16 protein-coding genes are annotated in these 18,008 nt (G+C 44.3%); 5 read left to right on the top strand and 11 right to left on the bottom strand.

The annotated features are described in order from the left end of the window. The first annotated feature begins 7 nt into the window (after window positions 1–7). Window positions 8–670 carry a flagellar brake protein gene (locus tag ACF8OV_RS19430; RefSeq protein WP_024700029.1) on the top strand — a complete coding sequence of 221 codons (663 nt, stop codon included), beginning with the start codon at window positions 8–10 and terminating at the stop codon, window positions 668–670. A gap of 25 nt (window positions 671–695) precedes the next feature. Here ACF8OV_RS19430 and ACF8OV_RS19425 read toward each other — a convergent pair whose 3' ends face one another. From ACF8OV_RS19425 to ACF8OV_RS19390, 8 genes are all read right to left on the bottom strand, one after another. Further along, window positions 696–1,733: a DUF2955 domain-containing protein gene (locus tag ACF8OV_RS19425; RefSeq protein WP_274055985.1), complete on the bottom strand. Its 1,038-nt coding sequence runs from the start codon at window positions 1,731–1,733 to the stop codon at window positions 696–698. A 12-nt stretch (window positions 1,734–1,745) separates the two neighbouring features. Then, a complete protein-coding gene (locus tag ACF8OV_RS19420; RefSeq protein ID WP_274055986.1) occupies window positions 1,746–2,801 on the bottom strand; it encodes an HlyD family secretion protein in 1,056 nt (351 codons plus the stop codon). 38 nt (window positions 2,802–2,839) lie between these two features. Further along, a complete protein-coding gene (locus ACF8OV_RS19415; protein WP_005477342.1) occupies window positions 2,840–3,295 on the bottom strand; it encodes a MarR family transcriptional regulator in 456 nt (151 codons plus the stop codon). Window positions 3,296–3,506: 211 nt separating this feature from the next. After that, window positions 3,507–6,083: a quorum-sensing autoinducer 2 sensor kinase/phosphatase LuxQ gene (gene luxQ / locus ACF8OV_RS19410; RefSeq protein ID WP_005463469.1), complete on the bottom strand. Its 2,577-nt coding sequence runs from the start codon at window positions 6,081–6,083 to the stop codon at window positions 3,507–3,509. Next, window positions 6,083–7,180 carry an autoinducer 2-binding periplasmic protein LuxP gene (locus ACF8OV_RS19405; RefSeq protein ID WP_005463467.1) on the bottom strand — a complete coding sequence of 366 codons (1,098 nt, stop codon included), beginning with the start codon at window positions 7,178–7,180 and terminating at the stop codon, window positions 6,083–6,085. Before ACF8OV_RS19405 ends, luxQ begins: the two co-directional genes overlap by 1 nt. 350 nt (window positions 7,181–7,530) lie before the next feature. Next, window positions 7,531–7,851, bottom strand: a complete 321-nt coding sequence (locus ACF8OV_RS19400) for a GIY-YIG nuclease family protein (RefSeq protein WP_229619491.1) — start codon at window positions 7,849–7,851, stop codon at window positions 7,531–7,533. Further along, entirely contained in the window at window positions 7,848–8,498 is a 651-nt protein-coding gene (locus tag ACF8OV_RS19395) for a YceH family protein (protein WP_017447360.1), read from the bottom strand. Before ACF8OV_RS19395 ends, ACF8OV_RS19400 begins: the two co-directional genes overlap by 4 nt. A gap of 176 nt (window positions 8,499–8,674) precedes the next feature. Then, on the bottom strand, window positions 8,675–8,890 hold the full coding sequence (locus ACF8OV_RS19390; protein ID WP_005477197.1) for a hypothetical protein: 216 nt from the start codon (window positions 8,888–8,890) through the stop codon (window positions 8,675–8,677). Window positions 8,891–9,216: 326 nt separating this feature from the next. Here ACF8OV_RS19390 and ACF8OV_RS19385 point away from each other — a divergent pair, with 326 nt between their 5' ends. Next, entirely contained in the window at window positions 9,217–9,531 is a 315-nt protein-coding gene (locus tag ACF8OV_RS19385; RefSeq protein ID WP_005453573.1) for a DUF496 family protein, read from the top strand. Window positions 9,532–9,653: 122 nt separating this feature from the next. Next, window positions 9,654–10,991: an MATE family efflux transporter gene (locus ACF8OV_RS19380; protein WP_025521024.1), complete on the top strand. Its 1,338-nt coding sequence runs from the start codon at window positions 9,654–9,656 to the stop codon at window positions 10,989–10,991. A gap of 73 nt (window positions 10,992–11,064) precedes the next feature. Here ACF8OV_RS19380 and ACF8OV_RS19375 read toward each other — a convergent pair whose 3' ends face one another. Beyond that, window positions 11,065–12,042, bottom strand: coding sequence for a Gfo/Idh/MocA family protein (locus ACF8OV_RS19375; protein WP_025794228.1), 978 nt, complete (start codon window positions 12,040–12,042; stop codon window positions 11,065–11,067). A gap of 58 nt (window positions 12,043–12,100) precedes the next feature. Further along, window positions 12,101–14,737 carry an ATP-binding protein gene (locus ACF8OV_RS19370; RefSeq protein WP_274055988.1) on the bottom strand — a complete coding sequence of 879 codons (2,637 nt, stop codon included), beginning with the start codon at window positions 14,735–14,737 and terminating at the stop codon, window positions 12,101–12,103. 613 nt (window positions 14,738–15,350) lie between these two features. On the opposite strand from ACF8OV_RS19370, the gene ACF8OV_RS19365 reads away from it, so the two are divergent. Both ACF8OV_RS19365 and ACF8OV_RS19360 read left to right on the top strand, forming a co-directional pair. Beyond that, window positions 15,351–16,784: a glyceraldehyde-3-phosphate dehydrogenase gene (locus ACF8OV_RS19365; protein ID WP_005499319.1), complete on the top strand. Its 1,434-nt coding sequence runs from the start codon at window positions 15,351–15,353 to the stop codon at window positions 16,782–16,784. A gap of 235 nt (window positions 16,785–17,019) precedes the next feature. Continuing rightward, entirely contained in the window at window positions 17,020–17,247 is a 228-nt protein-coding gene (locus ACF8OV_RS19360) for a hypothetical protein (protein WP_392404388.1), read from the top strand. A gap of 117 nt (window positions 17,248–17,364) precedes the next feature. Here ACF8OV_RS19360 and ACF8OV_RS19355 read toward each other — a convergent pair whose 3' ends face one another. Continuing rightward, a complete protein-coding gene (locus ACF8OV_RS19355; RefSeq protein ID WP_049877971.1) occupies window positions 17,365–17,706 on the bottom strand; it encodes a hypothetical protein in 342 nt (113 codons plus the stop codon). Window positions 17,707–18,008: the final 302 nt, after the last annotated feature.

Here is an 18,008-nt window from a genome sequence, read left to right as displayed (position 1 = left end):
AGATCTTATGCCAGCAACTCATACGAAAGATGTACTGCATAAATTCCTCAAACCAGGGATGAAACTCTCGATTAACTTCGAATTTGGGCCAAAAGATAAATTCAGCTACTCAACCGTTTATTTAGGAATAAAAGAAAATTCTTATTTGATCCTCGATATTCCGATGCGATTGCTCGAAGATCAAGTGATGAGAAAACTGCATAACGCCGATGTGATTGTACGCGGCGTTTCCGACACTGAGCTTGGTCACGTGTTGGCTTTTAAATCCAGTGTACTAATGACAGCCGTTCGCCCTTCCCCTCTGCTCTTTATTCGCATACCCGGTACGTTTGCAACTAAGCCTGTTAGAGAGCACGAGCGTTACAAGCTACAAATGGACTGTACCATCGATCACAGCGGCAATATTTATGACGGCAGTTTGGTTGATTTTTCACTGGCAGGCGTCGGTGTTCAAACCTTTATTGAACCTGAGTTTAAGGTTGGAGACCGAGTTTCGGTGGTATCACCTCTTAGCGTTCATATAGGAGAGGAAAATCCTTGCTTGATCGCCAACATAAAGAAGCAACCCAAAGGCTGGGTGATAGGCATTCGATTCGAGCAACCCATTACTATGACTGAAGATTTGAAAACCAAGTTGCTGGAACAGTCCTTTCTGACCAGCAACGTATGATTTAGTGAACTGAGGCGCATCAAGGCTATGATTGGCTAAAGCGCGTTGCGGCAAAGCTGTTGAGTAACCGATGCACGGCATAAGTAACAAGCAAAGTGACCACGATGGCAAACAGTATGCTGCTGACTCGATACAAAGCACTAAAAATCAGGTCACCATCGGGCGTGAGATACTGTCCGAATAAGATCCCTAAAGTAGTGAGGCCGCCAAAGCCAGCACCTGAACCACTGGATTCTTTCACATGCATGTAACTGAATATCATCGCGCCAATCCAAAGTAACGGCACAATAAACAGCAAAGTATCTGACCAATCATACAAAATGAGCTGCCCGACGATACCAAAGGTCACGCCTAGCAATGTGCCCATCGCCCGTTTACGAGCGTAACCTAAGGCGCCATTCCAATGCATTGGAAACAGGAGCAACAAGGTTGTCGCCTGCGCTGACATGGAATCGTTCAAATCAAAGATCTGAAACACCAAAAAGGACATGGTTGCAATACTCGCCCCCATAAGAGCCTCATGTCGCATCCGATGGCTTTGTTTGGCTTGTGAAGGCTTTGGCGGCGGTTGACGAGGTTCCGCATTAGGAATCAAAAACGTCACCAAATACGCTACAATGATGGACAAAACGTTCGCCTGTAAGTTACTAAAAATAAGATCATTCAGATCCGTTGTCGGGTAACTAGCAAAGTGCAGCATGATACTCAAACTAAGCACACTGTTCGCGCCAAATAAAAACAAACTCCCTTTTGACATACAAGCAAACTTGTAAAGAAACAAGCAGAATGCAATCAAGGTCATCAACACCGGATGACTACCAAACAAGCCCCCCAAAATGCCAACCTCTAGCCCACAAACAACAGCGGAGAAGATTAACTGTCTTGATGCATGCAAGTTCACTACTGGTACCATACCGAGCAAAAGCATGGGTGTTACGGTGAAAAACACACCGTAGTTCCAGCCAAACAGCTTACACAGTGTAAAGCCGATGGTTGCGCCAGTTGCTATGCGTAGGCATTGTCTGAAATCGTTCTCAGACATGGGGTGGTCCCATAATTTCATACCACCTCCCAATTAATAGATGTAATGCAAAGTGCTCAAAAAACGAATTTGCAGACGAGCCAGCCAACCTGAAATCGTGCTATCAGGCAATAGTTGTACCGTCGCACGAGCACCCGCCGGGAAAGCTTGTGGCTGTTCGTTGATAGACAAATGCAATCTCAAACGCTGAGCATCCCTCACCCAGCGGTTGGAATCTGTTGGTGTCGCGAGGCGGCCGTCTGCATCAAATTGACCCGAGCTTACCCCGGCATCCAAGCTGGTAATGCGGGCTTCAAAAACCTCTCCTGGCAAACTATCAAAGGCCACCAGTGCTCGACTATCACGGTTAAAATGACGCAAACTTTTCTCGCGAAAGTCCGCAATAATATCAACTTGATCCGAAACCAGTGCGATAAGTGGCGTCCCCGCAGCGGCGTAAGCACCTGTCTCTAACTGCAAATTCGTGATAACACCATCGTGCTCGGCACTCACTTGAGTGTAAGAAAGGTTAAGCTCAGCTTGTTTTAGCTGGTTCTGAGCAACACGCACGTTGACGTTAGCTTCGCCGAGCTCGCCGCGGCTTACTTCTAGCTCTTCCAGGCGGGCTTTTGCTGCTAGCAAATTCGCTTTTGCAGCTGTTGCACTACTCTGCGCATCATCTCGTTGTTGTTGAGACGTACCGTTTCGGCTGAACAATGTATTCAGTCGATTAGCTTCACGGATTTTTTGCTCAGCGACGATTTTACTCGCTTCCACATCCGCTTTGGCGGCCGTGATAGAGGCATCCAACTGCTCATTGTTTTGGATCACTTGTTGTAAGTTTAATTGCGCTTTTTCTACCGCTAACTTGTATGGCTGCGGATCGATTTGGAACAACAAGTCGCCTTTTTGAATTTCTTGGTTATTTGCCACATAAAGATGAGTGATTTGCCCATTAACACGGGGGGCAACCTTGGTTACCACTCGGGTAGCCATCGCCTGAGGAGTTAACGGCATTGCTAAATCTGCAACAAGAAAATAGGCGAAGACAAGGACAAACGCGACGCAAGAATATTTGATCCAACGCGCGAACTTTTGGTCTGGAGTCATAGGCGTTTACTTCTCTTTTTTTATTAGGATTTCTGACTTTATTCGCCAAGTGAATCGAGCGCATTGTGAGCAATTTGCTCTAGGATCAAGCCCAATTTCTTTAGCTCTTGATCATTGATTTCTGAGAGCAGTTTTCGACGAACCTGCAAGATGCGTTCTTCCATTTGTATCAACAGCTCTTTGCCTTCGTCCGTTAAGCTGACAATTCGTGCTCGCTTGTCATGCTCACAACAACGTCGCGTAACGAGCGATTGCTCTTCGAGTAGTTTTAGCGTGCGCATCAACGAGGCAAGCTCAATCTCAAGCGCTTCCGCAAGTTGCTTTTGACTGATGTTGTCGCCCATTCGATACAGCTTCCAAAGCGCGGTCCAGCGCGGGTAAGTTAGGTTTAGCGGTTCGAGCTCACGGTCGGCAACCATCTTCCATAAACGAGCGACACGAGACAGTTTTTCGGCAAGGGACAGATCTCTCAAAATGTTGATGTCTTGAATCATAAGATGCACTCTATTACTTAGCGTGCTAAGTAATATAATTTAGTTAGCACGCTAAGTAAATATTTTTGTGATTTAAATCACAATGAACTTTTGCGCATTTAAAAGGTTGTGAAGAATTAAGATCTTCAGATTGCAGGAAAGAAAAAGCCCAACTCAGAAAAGCTAAGTTGGGCTAGGTAAACAAAGAAACTATCGTAAATGTGGCAGCAAACTATGTCCGTTCAATCAAGAAGCGCTGCTTGAAGTCAACAAAAGCCTCGTGGAGTGCATTTTCTTTAATGGGTTTCAGCAAAACATAGTTCGCGCCTGCTTCCATAAATGCATCACTGGTTTCTTGCGCAGTGTCGGCGGTGCAGGCGTAAATTGGCGTCCCCAATTTCAAGTTTTGACGAATCTCTTTCGTGGTTTCGATACCACCAAGATGCGGAAGTTGGTTATCCATCAAAATCAAATCATAAGAGTGATCTTTTAAGAACTCCATGGCTTCTAGCCCATCCTTCGCCCAATCAACCTGCATCTTGTATTTGGTACAAAACGCTTTAAGAATAAAGGCGTTAGTATGGTTATCTTCCACCAGCAACACTTTCAGACTTTCATCAAACAACTCTGCTGGTTTTACACGTTGGCTCGAATCCAACGGAGCCAGAACTCGCTCACGATCTTTTACTGGCAGCGTAACAACAAATGTGGTTCCCTGCCCTTTTTGACTGCGAACTTGTACATCCCCGTCGAGCATATCGACCAAGTTTTTCACGATGGTCAAACCAAGGCCACTGCCACCGTATTCGCGAGTTGTGGTCGCTTCTTCTTGAACAAAAGGTTCGAACATTTCATCCAACTTGTCGGACTCAATACCGATACCCGTATCGCTGATTTCAACCACTAGCACACTATTGTCTGCGCCATAAAACTGCTCTAACTCGGCATGTAAACGCACGCAGCCCGATGGCGTGAACTTCACCGCGTTACTGACTAAATTAAACAGAATTTGATTCAGACGAACTTGGTCGGTGAAAATCTCTACATTGCCATCAAGCCGGTTTTCAATGACAAGTTCAACCCCTTTGTTTTCGCAAATAGGGCGATAGATGTTTTCTAGCGTTCGCATGGTATCAGCGAAGGAGAAAGGATGTTTTTGGATATTGAATTTGCCTTGTTCAATCTTTGAGAAGTCCAAAATATCATTCAATACAGCAAGTAAGTGCTCACCACTGTGGCGAAGAACATCGATTTGATTCTTCTGCTCTTCCGCTTCCACGGAGTCTTTGAGTAGCTGCGCAACACCCAAAATACCATTAATTGGTGTGCGAATTTCATGGCTCATTTTAGCCAAGAAGTCAGCTCGCGCTTGCGCGGATTTTTCGGCTTCTCTGCGTGCTAAGTTACTTTGCTTTTCAGCTTCGATCAGCGTTGTAATATCTTGCCCTTGGACAATGATGCCGCTGATATCACCATCGACACGAATTGGCGATAAGTTCCAACGAAAGACTTTATCACCAATAGGCACGTTCACTCCCGTCAGTGTCGCGCCCTGCGCTGCCATTCTTAAATGTGGTACCAGTTTGTCTTTGAATCCTTTAAATACAGGATGCATGGTTTCGATGTCATTTTCGATAACCAGTTCTTTGCGAGCTGCGGGGTTGATTTGGATCAGCACGCCCGCTTCTGACCACACCATGATTGGCGATAACGCGAAGTTAAACAGGTCTCGAAACGATCGCTTCTGAGCTTCTAATTCTTCAAACGTGCTTTCCAGCGTCGAACCAATGTGGTCAAACTCTTCAATATCCGACCCACCAAAACGCTCAAAGCCTTTTTCTTCGCGAGCAGAACGCGTGTAAGACATGAGCGAGCCCAGCTCTTCCACAACTCGGTTTTCAATCCACTCTTTGGTCATCAGCGCAATCATGATCATGCCGATAACAGAGGCTAACATCGCCAAAAAGTGTTGAATTTGCAGCGTAACAACACTCTGGTTGTCTTGCACGGTAAGTAACTTCAAGTTGGTGATGGCCGCGTTCACTTCAATCGGTGTTTGGATGATCAACAACTGATCTAACTTCTTCTGGGTCTCTTTGCGTTTCAACACATCGAAGATTTTGTATGACTCATCCCCTGCTAGTGAACTTGCTACAGGAATGTCGTTCGCCACCAGCACAACATTGTCGACGTTGCCTTCGTTTTTTAACTTCTCCATCAAGGCGAAGTTATTATCCAAGACGACCGCATTGTACGAATACCCCATCACTTCGCCCGTTTTCGGCTCTAACACAGGAACACGGCGTAGCAACAAGTGACGAGCACCCATTGACGTGATTGATGTGACGTAATACCAATTATTACTGAACGTAACTTTGCTAGTCAGGCCGTCCAGCATTGAATCGTTGATACCATAAAAATGCGCGTTCCCATCGTCCCAAATAATACCTTGATGGTCGGTGAGAAAACGAAATTCAGGCGTGTGCGAAGGATCACTCTGATCAATGCTGAGAAAGAAGTAATTTAAGGCTTCTTCATTTCGCTCCGAGTAAAAATCCAAAATCACATCACTTTTCGAATTGCTGTCGTGATGGATCTGAATCGCTGCAAAATGACTTTCAAAAATGTTCAGAATCAACGCAGACGTTTGCTGCTTGGTTCGGTCGACCTCCTGCCAAATGATCTGTTTGGAGAAGTAATAACTCTGAACGAAAATGCCTAAAATGATCGGAGCAAGAACGAGAATAATAATTTTAGTTATAAGCGTCGACAGCGAGCGACGCTTTTTTAGCTTTGATGTAATTGTCATCAATTGTCTGAGTATCTAAATGCACGTTTTCTGAGAGCTTCAATTCGCTCAGGGGAATCTGATTTGGTCACAACTTCGAAGTCCCCAGAGTACACCGTTGGTACAGGTTTACCTTCCAAATCCCATTTAATCGCCTCTGCCATAGCAATGCCAGTATCATCATTCATACGCATGACGGTGATATCTAACTCCCCTTTTAAGATAGCGTCTAGCTCAGCAGAACCACCGCCCCAGCCATTAATCATAACGTCTTCACGGCCAAGTTCAGACAGTGCTTCGACGGCACCTAACGCAACGTCGGTAGAACAAGCATAAATGAACTCGACATCTGGGTACTTTTTCAAGCTCGCTTTTGCAGCTTCATACCCGGACTGTTTTGTCGCTTTTGTATAGTAAGCAGATTGTAGTTCAAACTGACTGTCTTGGTTCACTTGGTGAATGAATGTGTTACCACGGATATCGCTAATGTAGCCTTCAGAGAAGTACAAAACACTGTAATGGGTATTTTTTGGGAACTGCTTGCCAAACTCTACAGCGAGTTCGCGACTGCCTTCAGCGTGATCGAAACCGACGTACATAAAAGGCTGTCGAGTTTCCCATTCACGAACTGGCGTCGTGATATTTTGCAGGATAAGTTTGGTTTTGGTGGAATCTAAAACATGTTCGACAAACTTACGATGTCTGGTCGTATCGAGTGTAAAAATTAAGTAGTCGGAATTGCTTTTTAGTGCTTCCATCAAAGAAAGGCTTTGTTGTTTGATATCGGCGTTCGGGCGCGTAAACACTTGATTGATTTGGTAATCAATATTGAGTTTATCTAAGCGCTTCTCAAACGCGTCGATGTTTCTTATCCAGTAATCAGAAATCTGCTGCCCTGGATAAACAACGGAGATTTTTAATGGGTGTCTTTTTTCAGGGGCAATAGGTACAGGATCGTCTCTCACGGCCGCAGCCAGAGCATCCGTTAAGTGTTTCTGTTCTGGGAATTCATTTAAGAATTCTTGATACGCCCAGTAGCCGTTAAGAACCTGAGAGGCTTGTGAAGCCGGAGACATGCCGGCAATTGAAATCAGGGACAATACTAACGCTTTATTCATTTATTGCTCTTTTAGCTTTTTTATTGAGCCTACTTCAGCTCTGTTTGTGACCTAGCCGAGTCATCCTTTACTCTTGTAATCTACCTTCCACTGAATGTTTGTTTCAATAGTAAATTTGTCTACTTGGAACAGAACATCGGGCCATTATGCGTCAGAATAGCCATACATGATATACCCAAAGTCCATATGGTATTCTGCTTTTATCTCAAGAAGCACGGATGTATCGGGCTCGGCCGTATTAGTCGGCTGTATCAATAAATATAAATAAGCCGCCAATGTTGGCGGCTTATAAAAGACAATTGAAATTTAAGAATCCGAAAAACAGGCACTCAAACGGTCACGATGAACCGTTAACTTTGAGAGCAAGACTCAAACATCACTTGCTTATTGTCATCCACGGCAATCAAAGCTTTGAGCTCAACCAACTGCTCTTTCTTGCTCTTGGGTAGTTGTTTGATGAAATACTCAGCGCGCATTGCTGTTACTTTTGAGTCGAAACTAGTCGACCACTCTAAAACAAGAGGCCCTTTACCCTTGAGCGCTTTTGCGCCTTTGCCAAGTTGGTGCTGTTTAAATCGCCTTTCGATGTCATTGGTAACACCGCAATACAGTGCATTACGGTTATTGCGGATCAGATAAACGCTCCAGTGCTGCTCAACGCTTTCACTCATGAAAGTAGAGATTCTACCTGCGCTTTCAATGCATCGAGTTCTTCTCTTAACTCGGCAACTTCTTGCTCTAACTGAGCGACACGTTCTGAGCTTGACGAAGTAGCCGGAACTGCCGCAGCCATTGCTGACACATCGACTTCACCACAGAACAAGTGCATGTAACGAGATTCACGTTTACCCGCTTCACGAGGTAACTTCACCACAAGCGGGCCTTTCTCTTCGCTGGCAAGATGCTCAAGTACAGCTTCTACTTCTTTTACATCGTGGAAAGTGGCAAGGCGGTTGGTTCGAGTGCGGATCTCGCCTGGCGTTTGCGCTCCGCGCAGTAACATGCAACAGATGATGCCCTTCTCTTGCTCCGACAATTTAAGATCGCCAAACTCGGTGTTGCAAAAACGATGTTGGTACTTGCTAACACGGCTATTGAAAGCGCTCTCATCGCTGACAAGTCGACGCTCAATCAACGCATCAACAGCATCAAGGACGTCAGATTCTGACAATGCCATCACTGGCTCACGGTTGCTTTTTTGGTTACATGCGTTGGTCAACGCGTTCAAACTGAGGGGATATTGGTCGGGGGTGGTCACTTCTTTTTCAATCAAGCAACCAATTACTCGTGCTTCAATTGCCGTTAGCTCAACTTTCATAATGCATTTCCTTATTATTTTTGCATTTGAATTTATACCTAAACCGCATCTAAGTCTTTTATATCTACTTTGCACAGTCGATTCAAAACGCTGCACGACTTGAAGCTGTTTAGGTATAGGTGTCAGGCTAAAGCATAGCGCAAAGACCTGGCACCCATCGCGAATCGGGGTCGGTCTCAATGCTCCGAGAGAATCGGCACTTTTCTCATATTGCCGTCTTCATCAATCATCATGATTTTCGAACGATTCAGTTCGACTTCCGTGATTTCAAGTTGGCTTCTCTCTTCAATGTACGCCGCTTTTAACTTTTCAGCCAAAGAGCTGGTGACTTTCTCATTCTCTTGACTGTCGGCTTGCTCCGCAGTGTTACCAGAGTCCATATCAAGTTTCATCATTTTTCATTTAATGACGCTGATGATATAGCGAAGGTCTCGCCATGACAACGTATCGATTTGTTCATAAATGCAAAATGCTATCCACTTATCGGCAATAACCGTCGCAGAAAGACGCATCCGTACCCCATCAATAACCCGTTCATGGTGCAAATTTTTCATCTTCGCTCCCCTCTAGTGCTCCCACCAAAGGGCAGTTTGTCAGCGAGATATGAGAATTGGTTGAGATTTGGTCAACTCTGCATTGTGATTGATCTAAAGACTGTTATGCCACGGGATGTTGTGCTTTAATCGAGGCAGATATTCACAAATTAGGAAAGGGAACCATGAGTAGCGTATTTGAAATCGTTAACCAAGCTCGTCGTAAAAACAAACTAAAACGTGAGCTACTTGATAACGAAAAGAAAGTTCGTGATAACCGTAAACGTGTAGACCTTCTAGAAAACCTACTAGACTACATCAAACCAGAAATGTCTCACGATGAAATCGTCGCTATCATCAAAAACATGAAAGCTGACTACGAAGACCGCGTTGATGATCACATCATCAAAAGTGCAGAGATTTCTAAAGCACGTCGTGACATCAGCCGTCGCATTCGCGAACTGACTGAAGAAGACAAGCAAACTAGCGGCAAAAAATAAGTCCGATTAGTTCAAGTTTCAAACCCCGAGTGAGCATTCCTTACTCGGGGTTTCTTTTTGTCACTTTGTAGTCCAGTGTGTACAATAAAACCATTCTCGAATCCCAACACACTCTAATTTCTATGCCTTCAACTTCTACTAACGCACAACCTACGTTAGCAAAACAACTGTTTACGATGACATGGCCAATGCTGTTTGGTGTGTTGTCTTTAATGAGTTTTCAACTTGTCGACAGTGCATTTATCGGTCAGCTTGGCGTTTTACCGCTTGCCGCTCAAGGTTTCACCCTACCGCTTCAAATGGTCATTATCGGCATTCAAGTAGGCTTAGGCATCGCGACTACCGCAGTGATCTCTAAAGCCTTGGGCGCGAATGATGCTCGCTATGCCAAACAACTTGGCGGATTGGTTTTAATGATTGGTTCAATCGGTGTTGCGGTATTCGGCCTCTTAATATGGCTGCTGCGTTACCCGATTTTATCTCTGCTCAGCGCGCCAGAAACTGTTATGCCTATCATAGATAGTTACTGGCCTTGGTGGCTGCTGAGCTCATGGGCTGGTGCAGTCCTTTATTTTTACTACAGTATTTGTCGTGCCAATGGCAACACTATGCTTCCGGGCACGATGATGATGGTGACAAGTGGTGTGAACTTGGTATTAGACCCGCTGTTCATTTTCACGCTCGATCTCGGCATTAATGGTGCAGCGTTGGCAACCTTAGTTGCATTTGGGTTTGGTATCCTTGTCGTTGCGCCAAGAGTGAAGCGCAACCACTGGGCTACAACGCAATGGCAAGATCTGAATGTGATGAAAAGCGTCTCTTCGATAGGTAACATCATGGGGCCAGCCATGGTCAGTCAATTGCTACCGCCGCTCTCTTCAATGTTAGCGACCAAGTTGCTTGCCAGCTTTGGAACTGCCGCAGTCGCTGCTTGGGCGCTAGGTTCGCGTTACGAGTTTTTTGCCATTGTGTCTGTATTGGCACTGACCATGTCGATGCCCCCAATGGTGGGGCGCTTGTTAGGCGCAAAGAACTATCGAGACATTCAATCTCTGGTTGGAATAGCGGTTAAGTTCATTCTTGGCTTCCAGCTTTTGATTGCGGCGATTACCTTCTTGCTTGCAAACCCGCTCGCGTTGTTAATGACAAGTGATACCCAAGTAGAACAAGTGCTCCACATGCATCTAATGATTGTGCCAATAAGTTTGGGCTCTCTTGGCGTTTGTATGCTGATGGTGTCGATTTGCAATGCGCTAGGGAAATCGTACACAGCATTAACCATTTCGGCATTACGCTTGTTTGTTTTCTTCCTACCTTGCCTATGGCTGGGTGCGCAACTGGGCGGTATCAGAGGTCTACTGTTTGGTGCGTGTGTGGGTAATATTATGGCGGGTATTTCTGCTTACCTTACTTACCGTAAAACCATACACAAACTTGCGATAAAGCAAGCTACAGCCTAAGTTTTAGTATTAACAAAGAAGCCCTCAACTGAGGGCTTCTTACTATCAACTTTTGGCTATACCATGCACAAGTTTACTGGTCAGCAGGGAATACTACGCCAGTCTGTTTGCGTACTTCAGTCAATACTTTTGCAACGGTCAACGAACGTTGTTTCATTTGTTCATCAATCACACCAAGCTTTAACTGCTTCGCAAATGCTTCTGCTTCGTAGAACATATGATTCTCGGTTTGAGGCAAAGTTAGAGTCTCTTTTTCTTCACCACGAAGAATACGCTCTACACCACGGCCTGTGGCGATCATATCGACCAACACACTGCCTTGCTCACCTTGAAACTCGCTTGGGATAAGAGAATCACTGACTTTCGAATGCAGAAGATTTACGTTAAAGCCATCATACGCCAGCGTTACGCTGCCGCATCCGTCAACGCCTGATGGAAGCACATGTGCACTGGCTTGAACAGAGTTCGGCTCACCAAACAACTCTATCGCAGAACCCACGCAGTAATAACCGATGTCCATGATGGAGCCATTGGAAAACGCAGGATTGAATGTGTTTGGATTTTCTCCATTTAGATATTTTTGGTATCTCGATGAATACTGGCAATAGCTAATCGTCGCATGTCGTAACGGAGCGATAGACGGTAAGCTCTCTTTCAATACTTGGAAGTTTGGTGTGTAAGGCGACATAAACGCTTCAAACAACACAACGTTGTTTTCCTCAGCACAGGCAAACATCTGTTGTGCCAATGCATAGTTCGAAGCCATTGGCTTTTCACAAATGACGTGCTTGCCCGCTTTTAACATTTGAATAGCTTGAGGAGCATGAAGCGAATTTGGACTGGCGATGTACACCGCATCAATGTCTGCATCCTGACCTAATGTTTCTAGGGTGTCGTAATAAGTATCTGCATCGTAAGGCGTGCCAAACAAACGCGCTTTTTCTATATCTCTCGAATACACAGCTTTAAGGCAAAACTGCTTGGTTTGGATTGCCGCTTCAACAAATTGTTGCGAAATCCAGTTAGTCCCGATAACAGCGAGTTTAAACATGTCACTTCCTTTATATTCGTTCTAAAAAGCCGTAATGAATTCGGCTTATCAGTGCGATTTAAGCAAGCTTTAGTTCATTAAACAACTCAAATAACTGGTTAGATTTATACGGTTTTGGCAAATACGCATCCATACCCGCAGCAAAACAATTGTGAATGTCCTCTTCCAACACACTCGCGGTCAAAGCAATGATGGTTGTTTTCTTGCAGCCCACTTTCTTTTCCCAACGGCGAATCTCTTTTGTCGCGGTGAGGCCATCCATCACCGGCATCATACAATCCATCAAAATGGCGTCAAACTGCTCACCTTTGGTGATGGCATCCAGCGCTTCTTGTCCGTTACTCGTAATTAAGTAGTCGTACCCTGCTTTATCTAAGAAAAAGCTCGCGATTTTTTGGTTCATCAGATTGTCTTCGGCAATCAGTATTCTTCGATGAGTTCGAGATATTTTAGATTCAGCGCGAGATGCAATATTTGTGACATTGTCACGCAATGTATTCTTCTCGAGCTTAGCTAGCTCTTCGATGGCATGTTTGAATCGATTACCCAAGAATGGTTGAGTCAACACGGCATGCACGTTTTCCGCGTTTGTATAAGAGCTCGTCAAATGGTGCTGGCACACTACTACTCGACGAACATCATAAACTTCAGCCAGTTCACTCAAACAGCTATCAATATCCATCTGACCGTCATTACATAAGAAAATGACATCGAAATCTTCATCTAGCGCTTTTGCTTCCGAAAGTGAGTTAACGCCTACCAGCTCAATTTGAGCCAAACGACACTCTTGGACAATTTGCTCTGCATAAGCATAGTTATCACATATAAAGAGCCCTCTTTTGACCACATCGGAATGCCAACCAAAGAGAGGTAACGCTTCTACTTCTATTGAAAAACCAAAGCATGTGCCCCCCCCCTTGGTCGAGGTTGCCACTAGCTTGCCTCCCATCATTGACACTAATTGGCGACAAATCGCAAGCCCTAGCCCTGTTCCGCCAAACTGTCTCGAAACACCCTCGTCTTCTTGAGTAAACGGTTCAAAAATGGTCGCCAGTTTGTCCCTTTCAATGCCGATGCCCGAATCCTTGATAAGGAATGTGAGCGAACCTCGCCCTTGCTCTAACGCTTCTTCGTAACTCACTTCGACTGAGATATAGCCTTGTTCAGTAAACTTAACGGCATTGGAAACCAGATTAGTAATGATCTGTTTGATGCGATGATCATCGACCATCACGCGAGCCGGAATGTTTTCATCCAATGAAATATCGAGTTCAAGCTGTTTGGACGTGGCTTTAGATTGAAACAAAATCACCGATTGATAAACGACTTCGCGAATGTCAGCTTCAACCAACGACAATTCGAGGCGCCCCGACTCGATCTTAGACAGATCTAGAATATCGTTTAGCAGTGCAAGCAACGTGTGGGAAGAGGTATCAATGTCATCCACGACTTCTTGTTGATGAGGAGATAGCTCACTTTGCGACAAAATTTCAGTCATCCCCATGATGCCATTCAACGGCGTTCGAATCTCATGGGACATATTGGCCAGAAATACAGATTTTGCTCTATTGGCTGCCACTGCCGACTCTTTGGCGTGCAGTATTTCGTGAGTTTGTCTCTGCTTTTCTTCCACCACACGATTGACTTGCTGCGCAAAGAGAGTGAACTCGTCACTACCATCGACTGCGACTTTTTTCTCTTTTTCTTCCTCATTAACTAGGGCATTAAGAGCATGAATGATCGCGCCAATCTTGCTGTTAACACGATACCAAGTGGCAACCCCCAGCCAGCCAAGCAAGAGAAAAACTACCGCAACACCACAGGTAATGAGCAATACATTTCGTTTTTGCTCATTGACTTGAGTAAGTAGGGATTGCTCAGCTTGACGAGTAAATCCTTCAATCATCATTTGCAATCGCTGAACCCGAAAATCGAGTTCGTCAAGGTAAGCCGCATAATCGCTGCGTGGCATGTCGCCATTCATCAGCCTCGCTCTTGATTCCAAATTACGTTGATAGCGGGGGGAGCTGAAAAGGCCAAGCAGTTTATCGACATGCGCATAAGATGCCCCCAAATGCAAAAATGCATCTAGATTTTGCTGCTGACGATCAATGGTTTGAAAAAAAACGCTTTGGTTCAGCTTCGCATCTGGATCCATCACTAAACGGTAGGTCAGCCAAGCCTCTTTTTGCGTCCAATAAGATAATTGAGCAAGGTAAGCAATAAAGTTCTGCATGGCGTGCCCATCGCTATTTCCATACAGCTGATAGTTTTGTAGCAAGGAAAGCGACATTTCTTGCAACAACTGAAACGCCCAATCACCCACTTCATCTGTGTTGGTAAGATCCCCAGACACCATACCAAGCATCGCCTCTTTTAAATCATCGGCGTACTCGGAAGTGTGTGGATTAGTGGAAAATTTATGATGCATGGAGAGCACCACATTATTTTGGACATCCACTTCGATGCTTAAAGGCGTTTCCTGACCGTATTGGCGTCTGTCTTTTTCCATGCTGTAGATAAAGTGCGAAGCCTGAGATATCAGCTGGAATCCCTGTATGTTGCTTACGGTTTGATTGAGGTGATCGACTCGCACCGAATTGGCATAAAACTGGTGGATCGCAAAAGCAACGATCACCACTGCGGGTAATAACGCTAACAACGCTAAACGTGTTTTGATTGATAATCTCAGCATCCATCTTTCCATGTGTTACGAACGCCTACTGATTTAATACTAGACTAGTTTCACACATTAATAATGGATATTGATGAGTTAAAAAACACTCTCATTTCACCTAGTAATACTAGGGATATAGGGTTACGGCGGGTTTAGGTGCCTGTTTTAAACTGTGATTCAAAGCAAGTTTTTTGATCATCAAAAAATGACCTAAACGCTCAAATCCAAGTCATACCTAAGCAGCAAAATGTAAAACAGACATTTATCATTTGAATGTTTACCACTCCCGTTGTCTTATCGAGTGAGATCACATTAATCTAGAAAAGAATCGAGGCTATTTACATTTAGATTTTGAAGCTATTCGTTATCGTTACAAAAAAAGTCAGCAAGTTATTAAAAGTCAATAGTACAAACACCCCGCTTTAGTCACATTAATCAACCAGAAATAATGCCCTACTTAGCAGTTTTAACTGGTATTAATTTTCCTAGCAGAATAAGAACTCTCACCTTAGAATTCGCACACATAATTATTACAACCCGATTACATAACCCACCAAACTCCACACTCTACCGTTGAGGTAACAGTAGTGAGTATGGTTAGCCCTCAAAACGTGAAAGGTCCAATACAACAATGAGTCCAGAGAAATATCTCCAAGACTGGCAAACGAGCCAAACGATTGCTGAATCTATCTCCCCTCTTATTGGTAAGCTATATCGTCAAAAAGGAATCGAAGTGGTTCTGTTTGGTAAGACGCTTATCAACGCCACTACTATCGACATTCTCAAAACTCACCGCGTAGCAAGACGATACACTGGAAGCCCTCTTTCTCTAGAGCACACAATGCCGATCATCCAAGCATTGTGCGAAATGAGCATTTCTTCATGTCGCGTTGATGTTGGTCAACTGGCAACTAAGTATTGGAATGAGCACGAAGATACAGCAGCACTAAACGATTTCCTACAAACTGCACTTCAAGGCGCGCGTGATGCCGACTCTTCTCTAGCCGCTCGCGATGTTGTGCTTTACGGTTTCGGTCGTATTGGTCGCCTACTGACTCGTCTTCTTATTGAAAAGAGTGGCCCAGGTTACCCACTTCGACTGCGCGCAATTGTTGTTCGTGGCGGTAAGAAAGGTGATTTAGAAAAACGAGCTAGCCTACTTCGTCGTGATTCTGTACACGGTCAATTTAACGGCAGCATCGTGATTGATGAAGAGCGCAAAGCGCTTATCGTTAACGGAAACTACATTCAAATCATCTACGCAAACAATCCTAGTGATGTAGATTACTCTGTGTACGGCATCAACAATGCACTTGTTGTTGATAACACAGGTGTGTGGCGTGATTCTGAAGGTCTGAGCCAACACTTAGCATGTAAAGGCGCAGAGAAAGTACTACTAACGGCTCCGGGTAAAGGCGACATCAAGAACGTTGTATTCGGCGTTAACGAATCTGTGATTCAAGAAGATGACACCATCATCTCTGCAGCGAGCTGTACCACCAACGCAATCACACCAGTTCTAAAAGCATTGAACGACAAATACGGCGTACTTTCGGGCCATATTGAAACCGTTCACTCTTACACGAATGACCAAAACCTGATCGATAACTTCCACTCAGGTGACCGTCGCGGTCGCAGTGCATCTTTGAATATGGTTCTAACTTCAACTGGCGCAGCTAAAGCAGTAGCAAAAGCACTGCCAGAGCTAGCTGGTAAGCTAACAGGTAACGCAATTCGTGTACCTACGCCAAACGTATCAATGGCGGTTGCAAACCTTAACCTAGGAACAGATGTTGATCGCGACTCTCTGAACGATTACCTACGCGAAATGGCTCTCAACTCTGAGCTTTCAGCGCAGATTGATTACACAGATTCAACTGAAATCGTTTCTACAGACTTAGTGGGCTCTCGCCATGCTGGCGTTGTAGATGGTCAAGCGACTATCGCACAAGACAAGCGTTGCGTACTGTACATTTGGTACGACAACGAATTCGGATACAGCTGCCAAGTTGTGCACTGTATGGAACAAATGATGGGCGTCCGTTACCAAACATTCCCTCGATAGGTGAACTTTGCTCCACAACGTTAACCACAATGGGTAACGAGCAATAACCCAACATTTGTTCTGATAATAAGCGCTTTGCGCAGTACTAATATTGATTCCCCGTTTATGCGCCTGATGACCCTCAGGCGCTTTTTCGTTCGTATCATTTGACAATCTCCGGACAAAGCAAACAGAACCATTCATGTTTTGTTCATGTTCGCAGCGTTAATCTGAACACATAGATTGAAAAGAGGTCATGATTATGAATCGAATTATTGTTACTGCACTGGCACTGATTACTGGCTTTTTCGCATTAGTATTTAGCCTAATCATGGCGATTCCATTGACCATCGCAGCCCTGATCACAGGCAAACGAATTGAAAAACGCGTACGGAAAATGCAAAAAGAAATGCATGAAGAGTATGAGTTTAATACTGGCAAAGCCGATGCCATCGAAGGTGAATTTAAAGAGGTTCGCCGATAACGAAATTACTGTGTTTCTCTTCCCCCTAATGTTCCTGAGAAACTTCTTGCGTACACCCAGACTTGCCCCACAAGCTGGGTGTTTTTTTATTTTCAGACGTATTTCCCCGGTACACAGTTAATTAGATTTTTTCTCGCCAGAAGCACGTCTACTCATCTCATCATAGCCAGTATCCCAAAGCTCTCTATCGACTCCAGCGTACGGGTTGGACTCTTTAGAGCGTCCTTCTAAAAAAGCGTCTCTACCTTCATTTTTAATCTCGCTTACTTTATCTAGAACGAAATTGAAGTGCTTAGGATCCACTCTCAGCAAAACCATAGCCAGAAGCCCTATACCAGCTAATATAAATGCGAGAAGAGTGAAGAACTCAAATGCACTTTTTCCAGTTAAAAATATCCACCCAGCACTAAATAGGCCAAGTAAAACAACGATCGGAATCAAGCTAGTTACTTTTTGCACTTTTCTCTCACTTTCTTCAACAATTGTAAAATATCTATCCCAAGTAGGGATAAGTAAGAGGAAAATCCGTTTACTTAAACAAGTTTTCTCACCTTAATAAGCGACTGATTCGCAATAAGTGTTAAGTGAGCTCTTGCTTTGATTATAACTTATGACTTCCAAGTCATAACTGCAATTGACGTTTTGTTTACTTTAAAATGAACCAAAGTAACATTTATTGATAAAAATAATTTTTAATTATAAGCCACATTTACTATAAGTAAATGTCTCATAAACAACACTTGAGATAACAAAAAGGCAGC

The organism is Vibrio sp. GLN_1, assembly GCF_043106015.1.
Lineage (GTDB): Bacteria > Pseudomonadota > Gammaproteobacteria > Enterobacterales > Vibrionaceae > Vibrio > Vibrio parahaemolyticus.
This window is presented reverse-complemented; position numbering and strand designations above follow the sequence as displayed.